We start from the raw sequence: 12,542 nt of genomic DNA, 5'->3' as shown, positions 1-12,542 counted from the left end.
AACCGTAAGTGCTAAGATCATCAAACTAACTCTCCGCCCGCCGGGCGGACGCGGGGCAGGGCACGCGAGGCACCGGCCCCGTGAAGGCAAGCGAGAAGGAGCGCCCCTTGGCCCTCAAACCCCAGCCCGACTTGGCCGACATCCACATCGTCGGCATTCCGCGCGGGTTCCTGTACCATCGCTACGGCCCGCTGTGGGAGACCTTCCTGCGCGAGCTCGGTCGCGAGGTGATCGTCAGCGACGAGACCGACCGCGCCATCGTCGAGACCGGCACCGTGCTCTCCGTGGACGAGTGCTGCCTGGCCTCGAAGGCCTACATGGGCCATGTGGACAGCCTCATCGGCCGCTGCGATGCCGTGTTCGTGCCCTGCTACGCCAGCTGCGACCCGCGCGCCGGCTTCTGCACCAAGTTCCAAGCCGCGCCGGACCTCGTGGCCAACACGTTCCGCGACCGCGGCGTGCGCGTGCTGTCGTGCCTGGTGGAGAACGTGTCCAAGCCCAAGGAGGTGCGCCGCGCCTTCACCGAGATGGCCGCGCGCCTGGGCGCCAGCCCCGCCTTGGCCAAGCGCGCGTGGAAGGCCGGCGTCCGCGCCCTCGAGGACGCGCGCCGCGCCCAGGCCGCAGCCCAGGAGGAGACCCTGCGCCTGCTGGCCGAATACCGCGTCGTCGCCGCGTCCGACCCCACCGGAACCCAGGAGCGGCCGCTCGCCATCCTGCTGGTGGCCCACCCCTACCTGGCCCACGACGAGTACCTCTGCGGCACCATCGTGGAGTCCCTCGAGGCCATGGGCGTCACGGTGCTGTTCGCCGACGAGACCAACCACGCCCGCGCCTACAAGGCCAGCTTCGAGTTCACCGACACGCTGCCGTGGGTGGTCAACCGCGAGCTCATCGGGTCGATCCTGCTGCTGCAGGACAAGGTGGACGGCATCGTGCTGGTGAGCGCCTTCCCCTGCGGCCCCGACTCCATGACCGACGACGCCATCATGCGCTACATCCAGGGCACCCCCATCCTCAACCTGATGATCGACGCCCAGAGCGGCACCGCCGGCGTGGAGACGCGCATCGAGAGCTTCGTCGACATCCTGCGCTACCACCAGAAGGGAGGCTACGTCCATGGCTGACATCCTCACGCTCCCGCAGGAGGCGCGCTCGCGCATCGCGGTCGAGCTGGAGCGCCGCCGCGAGCCCAAGATGGGGCGGCGCAAGTTCAAGCGCGACCGCCACAAGCGCATCAAGGTGGCGTTCTTCCGCTACTGCTACTACGATCCGGCGTTCAAGTTCTTCGTGGAGCAGGTGCTCGACGCCGACTTCCTCACGCTGCCCGAGGCCACCAAGCGCACTACCGAGATCGGCGAGCAGAACTCCACCGACTACGTGTGCACGCCCTTCAAGCACATCCTCGGCGACTACGTGGAGGCGCTCGAGGCCGGCGCCGACGTGCTCGTGCAGTTCGGCGGCCCCTGCCGCCTGGGCTACTACGGCGAGCTGCAGGAAGCCATCCTGCGCGACATGGGCTATGAGTTCCAGATGCTCAACTTCTCGCGCGGCATCGAGCAGGGGGCGCTCGGCTGGGCCAAGCAGTGCCTCAAGACGGTGAACCCCGACATCAACGTGCCCGCCGCCCTGCCCAAGCTGGCCGCCACGGCCAACATGGCCGTCAAGCTGGACGAGGCGCGCGACTTCTACCTGGCCAACGCCGGGTTCGAGCGCGAGCGCGGCGCCTTCAAGCGCGTCTGGGCCTCCTACCTGGACGCCCTGCGCGGCGCCACCGGCGACCGCGACATCAACGAGGCCTTCCGCCAGGCCATGGACGCCATGCGCGCCATCCCGCTCGACAAGCCGGACGACCCCATCCGCATCGGCGTGGTGGGCGAGATGTTCACGGCCATCGACGAGCGCTCCAACCTGGAGCTCGACGACAAGCTGCTGTCCATGGGCGTGGAGGTGCACCGCATGATGAACCTCACCAACCGCTTCGTGCGCTACAACGAGCCCAACCTGCGCCGCAGCGCCGCGGGGTACCTCACCTACGACATGGGTCCCACCTCCACGCTCACCGTGGTGGCCGCCCACCGCTACGCCCGCGAGGGCTTCGACGGCGTCATCCACGCCAAGTCGGCCGGCTGCACGCCGGAGATCGACTGCATGCCCGTGCTCCAGCGCGTGAGCGCCGACGCGGCCATGCCCATCCTCTACCTCACCTACGACTCCCAGACCTCCGACACCGGCCTGGACACGCGCCTCGAGGCGTTCTACGACATGCTTTCCATGAAGAAGGAGAAGACGAAATGACCCAAGGCTACCTCGGAATCGACATCGGCTCCATCTCCACCAAAGGCGTCATCATCGACGAGAACCGCGCCATCATCGCGCGGTCGTACCTGTGGACCGAGGGCAACCCCACCGAGGCCTCGCGCAACGTCGTGCGCGAGCTGGAGTCCCAGGTGGAGGGCAAGGGCGTCCAGATCGTGGGCGCCGGCACCACGGGCAGCGCGCGCCGGCTGGTGGGCGCCATGCTCGGCGCGTCGGTCATCAAGAACGAGATCACGGCCCATGCGGTGGGCACCACCTTCCTGCACCCCAAGGTGCGCACCATCCTGGAGATCGGCGGCCAGGACTCCAAGATCATCTGCGTGGCGAACGGCATCGCCGTCGACTACGCCATGAACACGCTGTGCGCCGCGGGCACCGGCTCGTTCCTCTCGAGCCAGGCCCATCGCCTGGGCGTGGAGGTGGAGGAGTTCGGCGACATCGCGCTCACCTCCCAGAAGCCGGCCAACATCGCCGCGCGCTGCACCGTGTTCGCCGAGTCCGACCTGGTGCATAAGATCCAGGTAGGCTACGCGCGCGAGGACATCATCGCCGGCCTGTGCAACGCCGTGGCGTCGAACTACCTCAACAACGTGGGCAAGGGCAAGAAGATCGAGGCGCCCGTGGTGTTCCAGGGCGGCGTGTCGAAGAACGCAGGCGTCGTGCACGCCTTCGAGGAGCAGCTGGGGATGGAGGTGACGGTGGATCCGGACGGCCACCTCATGGGCGCGTTCGGCGCCGCGCTGCTGGCCGCCGACGCCGGCCCCATCACCGACGCCGAGTCCGGCCCCTTCGCCAGCGGCGTGCTCGACTTCGAGGCCATGCTCGACTTTGACTTCAAGACGCGTGAGGTGGAGTGCGGCAAGTGCGCCAACCACTGCGAGATCATCTGCGTCTATCGCGACAAGGACATCATCGACAGCTGGGGCAACCGCTGCGACAAGGGCGCGGTCAAGACGACCGCCTAGCACGGCACGCCGGGGCCTGCGCACGGCGGTCGCCGCAGAGATCCGGGGCTCGCTGCGAGCGGGCCCCGGTTTTTTTCGCCTGCGCTGCAAATTCGAACGGTTTTGCACCCTCGGCTACGCCTTATCCGATGCCGATCGCAAGAGCACGCAGCGTTTTCCCAGGTCGGCTTTGAACGCACGGCGCGCTTCGCCTCTACGCCGACCCCTCGCGAGTGCAAAACCGCTCGAATTTGCATTTTTGCGCGCTCATTTCAAGGAGACGACCCGTTAGGCTAGAATAGTTCGGCTGCCAAAACCCGCGCTGGACGGCAGCGGCGGATGCGCGCCACCCGACGCCCACCCGCTCGCCGACATCCCCGCGTCCGCTGAAAGGAACCCTCCCATGGCCGTCGACCCCGCATCGCTCATCATCGACCTGCCCGACTACCCCGCGCCCGGCGTGGTCTTCAAGGACATCACTCCCGTGCTGGCCGACCCTGAAGCGCTCGCCGCCGTGGTCAACGGCATTGCCGGCCACTTCGCCGGGCGCGGCATCACCAAGGTCGTCGGCGCGGAGGCGCGCGGTTTCATCGTGGGTGCGCCGGTGGCCGTGGCACTGGGCGCCGGGTTCGTGCCCGCCCGCAAGCCGGGCAAGCTCCCGCGCGCCACCTACGCGGCCACCTACGAGCTCGAGTACGGCAGCGACGCGCTGGAGATTCACCAGGACGCGCTCACGCCCGACGACGTGGTGCTCATCGTGGACGACCTGGTGGCCACCGGCGGCACCGTGCGCGCCGTGGTGAAGATGATCGAAGGCACCGGCGCCACCCTGGCCGGCATGGGCTTCTTCCTGGAGCTGGCCTTCCTGAACCCGCGCGAGGTCATCGCCGAGGCGACCGACGCGGAGGTATTCTCGCTCCACGCGGTGAATTAGGAGGGCGTCATGGACAAGAACATCCTCAGTATCATCGAGAAGGCCCAGGACGGCACGCTGCTTGACCGCGCCGAGATCATCGCGCTGCTGTCCGTGGAGAACCTCTCCCCCGAGGCCTTCGCCATCCAGCAGGCCGGGCGCACCTTCACGGAGTCGCTCAACGACGGCTACGCCGAGATCCACAGCCACATCGGACTCGACGCCTCGCCGTGCCCCTGCGACTGCGCGTTCTGCTCGTTCGCCGCGAGCGCCGGCATCTTCCGCCGTAAGACCGAGCTGCCGCTTGAGCGCATCCTCGACGAGGCGCGCACCTTCGATGCTGACGGGGTGAACGCGCTGTACCTGGTGACCACCGCCCGCTACGACCAGGAGCGCTTCCTGGAGGTGGTGGACGCGGTGCGCGGCGTGCTCACCCGCGACATCCCCATCGTGGCGAACATCGCCGACTTCGACCTGGCCTACGCGCGCGAGCTCAAGGCCGCGGGCGTGGCCGGCGCCTACCACGTCATGCGCCTGGGCGAAGGCACCTACACCCGCTGCGACCGCGACGCGCGCATCGCCACCATCGAGGCGGCGAAGGAGGCGGGCCTGGTGGTAGGCAACTGCATCGAGCCCATCGGGCCGGAGCACACGCCCGACGAGCTGGCCGACCTCATCCTGCTGGCCCGCAGCCTGGAGGTGGGCTTCAGCGGCGCCATGCGGCGCAACACCATCCCGAACACGGCGTTCTCGAAGTACGGCAACATCAGCTACGGCCGCCTGGCCACCTACGCGGGCGCCATCGCGCTGGCCACCGGCCCGGACATCCGCGGAAACTGCACCCACGAGCCCAGCCAGCTGTGCGCCCAAGCCGGCGCCAACGTCATCTGGGCCGAGCGCGGCACCTCGCCCCGCGACACCACCACCGAGACCCTCCGCGGGTACTCCGTCGGGCAGTGCCGCGAGCTCTACGCCGAGTGCGACTGGAAGGTCTGGGAGGGCCCGTCGCGCTACTACGCGTAGGGCGCCCGCGCGGGCGCCCAGCCGCCGCGCACGGCCCCAGGCGTCCCGCGCCCTCGCGCCCAGCCGCCGCCAGCGTCGCGCCCCGGCGACGCCCACACGCGAGGGGCCCGGTCGACTTCGACCGGGCCCCTCGCCAATCCAGCGTCGCGCGCCGCCCTAGCTGTGCTTCCCGCAGCACGGCCCGGTGGGATCGGGCATCACGTAATCGGCTGGGTCTCCCACCTTCCACCACGGCTTTCCCTCGGCGGGGAAGCGCGGGTCGGGGTTCTCGGAGCGGCAGACGAACCCTGCCTCCTCGATGAGCGCCTTGGCTTCCTCCACGGTGAACCCGCGCCAGACCTCGGTGTTGAACGAGGTGTCACGCGGGTTGGCGCCACGCTCGACGGTAAAGCTGCTGGCGCCGGCATAGAGCGCGGCGGGCGTGGCCGGATGCATGCCGCAGCTGCGCACCTTGGTGCCCACCACCAGGCGCAGCGTTGCCAGCAGGTGCAGCATGCGCTCCTCGCTGATGGCCTCCATGCCCTCGAAGGGCGTGCCCGGCACGTTGACGCGGGCCATCACGCTCATGGCATAGGGGCGGTGGGCCAGGTTCTCCAGGATGCGGTCGGCTATCTCCTCGTTGGTGTGCTCCACGCCCAAAGGCTCCACGCAGGTCAGCCAACGCAGCGGCGAGTTGCTGATGGCGTCGATGGTCTGCCAGCGCAGACCCACGTCGAAGGGAGTGTCGATGCCCTCGCGCATGCGCACCACGTGGTAGGCGCTCGTGGCGCCGGCCTGGTAGGCGGCCTCGGCCATGGCCGGGCTCATCTCACCCACGTTGAGGTTGATGAGATAGCTGCCCGGCACCGCCGCGCGGATGTCGGCGAGCCACTCGGAGAGCACGTTCAGGTCGTAGAATTCCGTCGAGCGCAGGGTGATGGTGGTGACGCCCGCCTCCACGTACTCGCGCACCAGCTCGATGATCTCCTCCTTGGAGTAGATCACGTCCTCCTCCACCAGGCCCCAGGCCGTGCCGAAGGAGCAGAACTTGCAGTTCATGTCGCAGCTGCACAGATCCACGCCGATGGCCCCCGCGATGGACGCGCTGTTACCCGTGGCCAGGTGGGCCAGCTCGGCAGCGCGCTCCTTGAGGTAGGCCACCTCCTCCGACGCCGGATCGAGCTCGAGCAGCGCGATGATGACCTCGCGGGGCTGGGAAGCGCCGCGCGACCCCTCGTCGAACACACGGTCAATAAGCGCCTTGGTTTCCTGGTTCATGTCTCTCCCTCTCTCTGCGGGCCGCGCCGGCCCCTTACCGCCAGGTGGTGAAGCGCTTCTGCGCCCATGCCGTCAAGTAGTTGAGCGCCGTCACCGTCATGCCGCAGGTGATGACGCCCGCCACGATGTTCGCGTAGTTGGCGAACACGTTGGCGTTGGATATCCAGTAGCCGATGCCCGACTTCGCGCCGAAGCTCTCGGCGTACATGAGCATGAGAAAGCCGGTGGTCAGCGACACCCGCATGTTCCCGAGCACGTCCGGCACGATGAACGGAAGGATGACCTTGGTGATCATCGTCCAGCTGCTCACCTTGAGCACGCGGGCGTTGTCGGTGATGGCGGCGGGCAGCGAGCCCACGCGCAGGATCATCGACAGGAACTGCGGCCAGAACACGCCCAGCAGGATGACCATGATGGCCGCCCAGCGGTACGTCGGCATGAGGATGACGAGGAACGGCGTGAAGATGACCGACGGGATGGGCGCGAGCACGTTGGCGATGGGGTAGAACATCGCGCGCAGGCGCGGCACCCACCCCACCACGATGCCGAGGAACACGCCGAGCACCGTGCCGAGCACATACCCGGTCACCAGCAGCTCGAGTGACGAGACCACGTTGCCCCACAGCTCCGGGCCCGAGCGCTCGAATACGTAGAACACGTTCTCCGGCGACGGGATGAGCACGCTGTGGGCCACCCCGAGCTTCGTGGACGCGAGCTCCCACACAAGCAGAAGCACCCACACGGCGCACACGATGTCGGACGACCCCGAGGGCATCGGATCGAGGCGCCGGCCGCGGAAGAGCGCGAGCAGGTAGGCCGCCTCGATGAGCGCGATGGCCACGAGGAACGCGTCGCAGGGATACACCTTGCGCGCATCGGGCATGAGCAGCACCACGCCCACGAGCGCTGCCATCAGCACGTGGGCGACGGCGAACTCGACGGCTATCCGTCTCATAGGACACCCCCCTCGCCAAAGACCAGCTCGCGCTCGGCCACATCCCGCCTCGTCTCCTCCGCATCGTAGAACAGCCCGAGAAGCTCGTCTTGGATGAGGCGCACGGCGGGGCGGCGCAGGAAGTCCTCCGGATCGCGCGGGCGCGCGGCGGCCACCGGGATGTCGGCCAAGAACCGGCCACCGCTCATGAACACGATGCGGTCGGCCAGCAGCAGCGCCTCGTCGATGTCATGGGTGACGAAGACGGCTGTCTTCTTGCGGTCACGATCCTCCTGCATCCACAGGCGGTTCATGAGGGCCTGCAGCTCGCGGCGCGTGCGCACGTCCAGCGCGCCGAAGGGCTCGTCGAACAGGAGGATCTCCGTGTCCATGGCGAGCGCGCGGGCGATGGCCACGCGCTGCTGCATGCCGCCCGACAGCTGGTAGGGGTGCAGATCGGCCGCGTCGGCCATGGACACCTTGGCCAGGTACTCGCGCGAGACCTCGGTTATCTGCGCCTTGGTCAGGCCGCGCCCCAGCTCGACGGAGGCCTGGCGCACGCCGAACTCCACGTTCTTGAGCGCCGTCATCCACGGGAACAGCGAGTAGTTCTGGAACACCACCGAGCGATCGAGCCCCGGGCCGTCGAGCGGCTTTCCGTCGATGGAAAGCGAGCCGGACGTGGGCCGCTGCAGGCCGGCGAGCGTGCGCAGGAGCGTGGTCTTCCCACAGCCGGAATGTCCCACCAGGCAGAGGAACTCGCCGTCGGCCACCGTCAGATCCAGGTGCTTGAGAACAAGGCTCGCAGGCTCGGTGCCCTTTCCCCTTCGCCGGCGCCGGACGCTCAGGTCATCCTCGTAGGCGAAGCACACATCATCGAGAACGAGCGCTCCCATCTTCCTCCTCTGCTTCCTTTCCGTCCGAAGGCGCGCGGACGCCTCCGCGGGCGTCCGCGCCGAAGCGGCCCGTGCGGTGGCGGGCCGTCGCTCCTAGTCGTTGTTCTTGGCGAACTCGGCGTCGAGTGCCTTGTACGTCTCGTTGTCCGGCTCGCGGTCGAGCAGGATGTCGAGGGCCTTGCGGTAGATGCCGGACACCGCGTAGGGCTCCATGTCATAGGGTGAGTCGGGATCGATCTCGTTGATGTTCTGGAGCGCCTTGTAGAACTGCTTGACGTCCTTGGTGTGCGGGTCGGGCGAGAGGTTCATCACGTTGCGGTACGCGTCGGTGCCGTACATGGCGGCCTCCACGTAGTCCGGCTCCTGGCTCGAGTAGTCGCAGAGCATCTGGATGACCTCGTCTTTGTTGTTGAGGTAGTAGTCGTAGCCGCGCAGGATGGCCACCTCGAAGTCGACGAGCGACAGGTACTTGGACGTGTAGGCCTCCGCCGAGCAGTTCTGGCGGCAGCAGGGGTAGTCGCCCGTCACGTCGCGCACGATGCCGGCCACCTTGATGCCATCGACGCCGAGCGAATAGCCCATGGCGTTGTTCGTGACGAACAGGTCGCACTGGCCCGAGCGCAGGCCCTCCATGGCGGTGGTGTTGTTGTCGACGTACTCGAAGAACACGTCCTCGCCCAGAGTGAGGCCGGCCTCCTGCAGATAGTTCTTGAGGGCCATCTGGCCGGTCTCCTCGCGCGAGCAGTTGATGCGCAGGCCGCGGAAGTCCTCGGCCGTCTTGAGCTCGCGGTCGAAGGCCTCGGTGGAGAGCATCTCCGACCCGTTGAGGATGGTGCCGCCGAAGACGTAGATCTCGGCGCCTTGGGACACGTAGGAGCAGGCCGGCACGACGCCGAACAAGTCGATGTCCAGGCGGTTGACCGACATGGAGGCCATGGCGTCAGCCAGCGCGATGGTCTGGAACTCGACGTCGCACTCCTCCTCGGCGAAGAAGCCCTTCTGCTGGGCGATGATGGCCGGCGCGATCTTGATGAGCTTGCCGGTGACGGCGCACACCAGGTGCTCGCCCTTGCCCTCGCTCATGAACGCCTCGTCCTGGGGGCCGGCCTGAGCGGGCGCGTCGCCCGGGGCGTCGGCCTTCTCGCCGCCATCGGAGCAGGCCGCCAGGCCTCCCAGGGCAAGCGTGGCGGCGGACACGCCGGCCACCTTCACGAAGGTTCTTCTGCTGAGCGTCATGAGGGCTTCCTTTCTCTCCCCCGCGGCCGCGCCTCCTGCGGCGCTCCCCTATTGCCTTGGGCTTATAGTTTACTATGGCACACATAGAATAGTGTCATATATTAGATCATGTCAACTATCCGGCGGCAAGCGGAAGCCCTAGCATACGCGAGGGCGCCTCCCGCAGGAGGCGCCCTCGGCGAATAAACGGGGATTCTCCCCTATTTCATGAGCGCGGTGACCGCCTGGGAGAAGGCGATGGGATCCTCGATGGGCAGGCCCTCCACCAGAAGCGCCTGGTCGAACAGGATCTCCGTGTACGTGCGCACCTTGGCGTCATCGCCTGCGGCGTGAGCCGCCTTGAGCGTGTCGAAGACGGGGCTCTTGGGGTTGACCTCCAGCACCACCTGGCTCTTGGGGGCATCCTCGGCACCCGGCGCGTTCTTGAGCATCTGCGCCATCTGGAGCGACACGGCGCCCTCGGTGGTCAGCACCACCGGCGCGTCGGTGAGACGCGTGGACACGACCACCTTCTCCACACGGCCGCCCAGGGCCTCGGCCATCACGTCGAACAGCTCGCGGTTCTCCTCGGTGGCCTCGGCGGCCTCCTTCTTCTCCTCCTCGGTGGTCAGCCCCAGGTCCTCGCTGCCCACGTTCTTGAGGGGGAAGGACTTCTCCTCGTCACTGTCCTTCCGAGCGTAGTCGCCGAGCGCCATCATGCAGAACTCGTCGACGTTCTCGGTGCATAGCAGCACGTCGTAGCCCTTGGCCAGCACCGTGGTGACGATGGGCATCTTGGCCAGGTGCTCCAGGCCCTCGCCGGCGGCGAAGAAGATGGACTCCTGGTCGGCCGGGGCGTCGGCCAGGTACTCGTCGAGGGTGATCATCTTCTTCTGCTTGGCCGAGTAGAACAGCAGAAGGTCGGCCAGGGTGTCCTTGGCCATGCCGTAGCTGGAGTAGACGCCGAACTTGAGCGTGCGGCCGAACTGCTCGAAGAACTTGTCGTAGGCCTCGCGGTCGTCGTCGCGCAGGGCGGCCAGGTCGGCCTTGACCTTCTTTTCCAGACGACGGGCGATGGCGCGCAGCTGGCCGTTGTGCTGGAGCGTCTCGCGGGAGATGTTAAGGGTCAGGTCGGCCGAGTCAACCACGCCGCGCACGAAGTTGAAGTAGTCCGGCACCAGGTCCTCGCACTTGTCCATGATGAGGACGTTGGAGCTGTAGAGGGCCAGGCCCTTCTTGTACTCCTTGGTGTACAGGTCGAACGGCGCGTGAGACGGCACGAACAGCAGCGCGTCGTAGTTGAGCGTGCCCTCGGCGTGCACGGTGATGGTGCGGGCAGGGTCCTCGTAGTCATGGAAGTCGGTCTTGTAGAACTCGTTGTACTCTTCCTGGGACACCTCGGAGCCCTTACGCTTCCAGATGGGCACCATGGAGTTGACGGTCTCCACCTCGGTGTAGTTCTCGAACTCGGGCATATACTCGTCATCGGCGTCCGCCGGGCGCGGCTTCATGCGGCTCTTGGTGACCTCCATCTGGATGGGATAGCGCACGTAGTTGCTGTAGCGCTTGATGAGGTCGGTCAGGCCGTACTCGGTGGCGTACTCGCCGTAGGTCTCGTCGCCGGCGTCGTCCTTCAGGTAGATGATGACGTCGGTGCCGTGGCCGGCGCGCTCGGCAGCCTCGATGGCGTAGCCCTCCACCCCGTCGCTCTCCCAGGCCCAGGCCTCGTCAGACCCGTAGGCGCGCGAGACGACGCGCACCTTCTTGCCCACCATGAACGCGGAGTAGAAGCCCACGCCGAACTGGCCGATGATGTCCACGTCGGTCATATCGTCGAGGCCCTTCTCCTCGCCCGGCTCGTTCTTGGCGTTGGCGGCCTTGAACTCGTAGGAGTCGGAGTGGGCGATGGTGCCGAGGTTCTTGTCCAGGTCGTCCTTGGTCATGCCGATGCCGTTGTCCGACACGGTGATGGTGCGCGCGACCTCGTCGAAGGCCACGGTGATGGCCAGGTCGGCGCGGTTGATCTGCACGGAGTCATCCGTGAGGCTGCGGAAGTAGAGCTTGTCCACCGCGTCCGAGGCGTTGGAGATGAGCTCGCGCAGGAAGATCTCGCGGTTGGTGTAGATGGAGTTGATCATGAGGTCGAGCAGCTTCTTGCTCTCGGTTTTGAACTTGCGCATGCTTGTGTTCCTTCTTTCCTGTCAGAGATGGTGCGAGGAGCGCGCCGTCAGCTGGGGCGACTGCAGCAGGCGTCGGTCTTGGCAGCCGAGCGCAGTCGCGGCGGGCGTCGACAGGCGCCGCCGTCGAGCCTAGGGCCCGGCTGCGGCCGCGCGCCCGCGGCGCCACGAAGCGCCACGGAATCGTTTCCGCCCCGCAAGACCGCGTTAGCACTCTCCTTGCTCGTTTGCTAATAGCACATTGTAAGGAGAAGAAAACCTAAGTCAATACCTATCAAGTTTTCCCTATGATCGATGAGGAGCCGGGGGCGGGGGCACGGGGGCGGGGATCGCGAGGAAGCGCGGGGGCGTGGGGGGTCGCGGGGCGTGGGAGTCGCGGGGGTCGCGGGGCGTGGGGGGCGTGGGGGCACGGGGGGCGTGGGGGCACGGGGGGGCGTGAGGGGGAGGGAGGGCGGACTACGCGTGAGAGAGGGGGGTGGGAGTCGCGGGGGCCGTGAGGGCGTGGGGGCCGCGGGACGTGAGGGGGCGGGGCATAGGGGGGGGGTGTGAGCAGCGCGCGAGGGAAGGTGGAGGCATGGGGGCCGCGGGGACGTGGGGGGCGTGGGCCCTCGTGGGGTTGTGAAGTCGCGGGGTCGCGGGGCATGGGGATCGCGGGGGCGTGAGGGTCGTGGGCCCTTTCGGGGTTGCGGGATCGCAAGGGGGCGAGCGCGGATCGCGCTGAGGCCCAGGGCGGGCTGTTGTTTCACGTGAAACACTCGCGAGACTGCGCTGCGCCAGAAATCAGAGACAAAGTGGCCAAAAATGACGGTCTGACGACGCAGGCGGCGGGAAGAAGCCGAGCTGCCGCGGCAAAACCCCAGGTCGGCG

10 protein-coding genes are annotated in these 12,542 nt (G+C 67.3%); 5 read left to right on the top strand and 5 right to left on the bottom strand.

Annotated elements, in window-relative coordinates:
* Positions 1-107: 107 nt before the first annotated feature.
* From AC6I0Y_RS01525 to AC6I0Y_RS01505, 5 genes are all read left to right on the top strand, one after another.
* Positions 108-1,124: an acyl-CoA dehydratase activase-related protein gene (locus AC6I0Y_RS01525; protein ID WP_497732591.1), complete on the top strand. Its 1,017-nt coding sequence runs from the start codon at positions 108-110 to the stop codon at positions 1,122-1,124.
* Positions 1,117-2,295 carry a hypothetical protein gene (locus AC6I0Y_RS01520; protein ID WP_236643461.1) on the top strand — a complete coding sequence of 393 codons (1,179 nt, stop codon included), beginning with the start codon at positions 1,117-1,119 and terminating at the stop codon, positions 2,293-2,295. Before AC6I0Y_RS01525 ends, AC6I0Y_RS01520 begins: the two co-directional genes overlap by 8 nt.
* Positions 2,292-3,281, top strand: a complete 990-nt coding sequence (locus AC6I0Y_RS01515) for an acyl-CoA dehydratase activase (RefSeq protein ID WP_497732589.1) — start codon at positions 2,292-2,294, stop codon at positions 3,279-3,281. Before AC6I0Y_RS01520 ends, AC6I0Y_RS01515 begins: the two co-directional genes overlap by 4 nt.
* A 382-nt stretch (positions 3,282-3,663) precedes the next feature.
* Entirely contained in the window at positions 3,664-4,194 is a 531-nt protein-coding gene (locus tag AC6I0Y_RS01510) for an adenine phosphoribosyltransferase (protein ID WP_160710032.1), read from the top strand.
* A gap of 9 nt (positions 4,195-4,203) precedes the next feature.
* The gene (locus AC6I0Y_RS01505; protein ID WP_497732586.1) at positions 4,204-5,196 is read left to right on the top strand and encodes a radical SAM protein; all 993 of its coding nucleotides are present in this window, start codon (positions 4,204-4,206) and stop codon (positions 5,194-5,196) included.
* 156 nt (positions 5,197-5,352) lie between these two features.
* Here AC6I0Y_RS01505 and AC6I0Y_RS01500 read toward each other — a convergent pair whose 3' ends face one another.
* From AC6I0Y_RS01500 to htpG, 5 genes are all read right to left on the bottom strand, one after another.
* Positions 5,353-6,453, bottom strand: a complete 1,101-nt coding sequence (locus tag AC6I0Y_RS01500; protein WP_160710030.1) for a biotin synthase BioB — start codon at positions 6,451-6,453, stop codon at positions 5,353-5,355.
* Between the two features lie 34 nt (positions 6,454-6,487).
* On the bottom strand, positions 6,488-7,408 hold the full coding sequence (locus AC6I0Y_RS01495; RefSeq protein ID WP_497732583.1) for an ABC transporter permease: 921 nt from the start codon (positions 7,406-7,408) through the stop codon (positions 6,488-6,490).
* Entirely contained in the window at positions 7,405-8,283 is an 879-nt protein-coding gene (locus AC6I0Y_RS01490) for an ABC transporter ATP-binding protein (protein ID WP_497732580.1), read from the bottom strand. Before AC6I0Y_RS01490 ends, AC6I0Y_RS01495 begins: the two co-directional genes overlap by 4 nt.
* Positions 8,284-8,376: 93 nt before the next feature.
* Positions 8,377-9,519: an ABC transporter substrate-binding protein gene (locus AC6I0Y_RS01485; protein ID WP_497732578.1), complete on the bottom strand. Its 1,143-nt coding sequence runs from the start codon at positions 9,517-9,519 to the stop codon at positions 8,377-8,379.
* Between the two features lie 200 nt (positions 9,520-9,719).
* On the bottom strand, positions 9,720-11,678 hold the full coding sequence (htpG, locus tag AC6I0Y_RS01480; RefSeq protein WP_497732575.1) for a molecular chaperone HtpG: 1,959 nt from the start codon (positions 11,676-11,678) through the stop codon (positions 9,720-9,722).
* Between the last annotated feature and the right edge of the window lie 864 nt (positions 11,679-12,542).

This window comes from Adlercreutzia sp. St.1H8, assembly GCF_059728655.1.
This window is presented reverse-complemented; position numbering and strand designations above follow the sequence as displayed.

Excerpts from the sequence above, each read along its gene's own strand:
- AC6I0Y_RS01520 (WP_236643461.1), top strand. The coding sequence starts at position 1,117 with ATGGCTGACATCCTCACGCTCCCGCAGGAGGCGCGCTCGCGCATCGCG.
- AC6I0Y_RS01515 (WP_497732589.1), top strand. The coding sequence starts at position 2,292 with ATGACCCAAGGCTACCTCGGAATCGACATCGGCTCCATCTCCACCAAA.
- AC6I0Y_RS01510 (WP_160710032.1), top strand. The coding sequence starts at position 3,664 with ATGGCCGTCGACCCCGCATCGCTCATCATCGACCTGCCCGACTACCCC.
- AC6I0Y_RS01505 (WP_497732586.1), top strand. The coding sequence starts at position 4,204 with ATGGACAAGAACATCCTCAGTATCATCGAGAAGGCCCAGGACGGCACG.
- AC6I0Y_RS01500 (WP_160710030.1), bottom strand. The coding sequence starts at position 6,453 with ATGAACCAGGAAACCAAGGCGCTTATTGACCGTGTGTTCGACGAGGGG.
- AC6I0Y_RS01495 (WP_497732583.1), bottom strand. The coding sequence starts at position 7,408 with ATGAGACGGATAGCCGTCGAGTTCGCCGTCGCCCACGTGCTGATGGCA.
- AC6I0Y_RS01490 (WP_497732580.1), bottom strand. The coding sequence starts at position 8,283 with ATGGGAGCGCTCGTTCTCGATGATGTGTGCTTCGCCTACGAGGATGAC.
- AC6I0Y_RS01485 (WP_497732578.1), bottom strand. The coding sequence starts at position 9,519 with ATGACGCTCAGCAGAAGAACCTTCGTGAAGGTGGCCGGCGTGTCCGCC.
- htpG (WP_497732575.1), bottom strand. The coding sequence starts at position 11,678 with ATGCGCAAGTTCAAAACCGAGAGCAAGAAGCTGCTCGACCTCATGATC.